The sequence below is a fragment of the Pseudomonas sp. PB101 genome (assembly GCF_009764265.1).
GTDB lineage: Bacteria > Pseudomonadota > Gammaproteobacteria > Pseudomonadales > Pseudomonadaceae > Aquipseudomonas.
The window spans coordinates 1-1098 of the sequence record NZ_RWIR01000063.1 but is presented as its reverse complement, the minus strand read 5'-3'; the positions used below and the strand labels follow the sequence as shown (position 1 = coordinate 1098).

General features: G+C 61.5%; 1 protein-coding gene. It reads left to right on the top strand.

The genetic code is table 11. The features are described from left to right. A partial coding sequence (locus tag EI969_RS19345) for a calcium-binding protein (protein ID WP_160389202.1) occupies window positions 1-1098 on the top strand: 1098 nt, incomplete at both ends.

The following is a 1098-nucleotide window of genomic DNA, read 5'->3' as shown; positions in this document are numbered from 1 at the left end:
CCTCAACGGCGGTGACGGCAACGACACATTACTGGGTGGCCTTGGCAACGACATCCTCACTGGCGGAGCGGGTAATGACCGGATGGTGGGTGGCGTCGGCAACGATGGCTACATCGTCGATTCAGTCTTCGACCTGGTGGTTGAGTCGGCGGGTGAGGGGGAGGACTCCGTACAGACCACGCTGGGCAGTTTCACACTGGGCACCAATGTCGAGCATCTGCGCTACCTCGGAACCGGCAACTTCACCGGCAACGGCAACGCGTCGAACAACGTCATGACCGGTGGGGTGGGTAATGACCACCTCAACGGCGGTGACGGCAACGACACATTGCTGGGTGGCGTTGGCAACGACATCCTCACTGGCGGTGCGGGTAACGATGCGATGGTCGGTGGCGTCGGCAACGACGGCTACATCGTCGATTCAGCCTTCGACCTGGTGGTTGAAGCGGCGGGTGAGGGGGCGGATTCCGTACAGACCACGCTGGCAAGTTACACACTGGGCACCAATGTCGAGCATCTGGGCTACCTCGGAACCGGCAACTTCGTCGGCACCGGCAACGCGTCGAACAACGTCATGACCGGTGGGGTGGGTAATGACCGCCTCAACGGCGGTGACGGCAACGACACATTACTGGGCGGCGTTGGCAACGACATCCTCACTGGCGGAGCGGGTAATGACCGGATGGTGGGTGGCGTCGGCACCGATGGCTACATCGTCGATTCAAACTTCGACCTGGTGGTTGAGGCGGCGGGTGAGGGTGAGGACTCCGTACAGACCACGCTGGGAAGTTACACACTGGGCACCAATGTCGAGCATCTGGCCCACCTCGGAGGCGGCAACTTTGTCGGCAGCGGCAACACGTCGAACAACGTCATCAGCGGTGGAGTGGGTAATGACTCCCTCTTCGGCGGTGACGCCAACGACACATTGCTGGGTGGTGCCGGCAACGACTTCCTCGATGGCGGTGCCGGTAGCGACGCTGTTACTGGTGGTGCCGGCAACGACACGATGATTGCCGACAATGGCGACGATATGTTCGTGTTCGGACTGCTGCCCTTCGGCAACGATCGGATCATCGGCTTCGATGCCAACGCGGC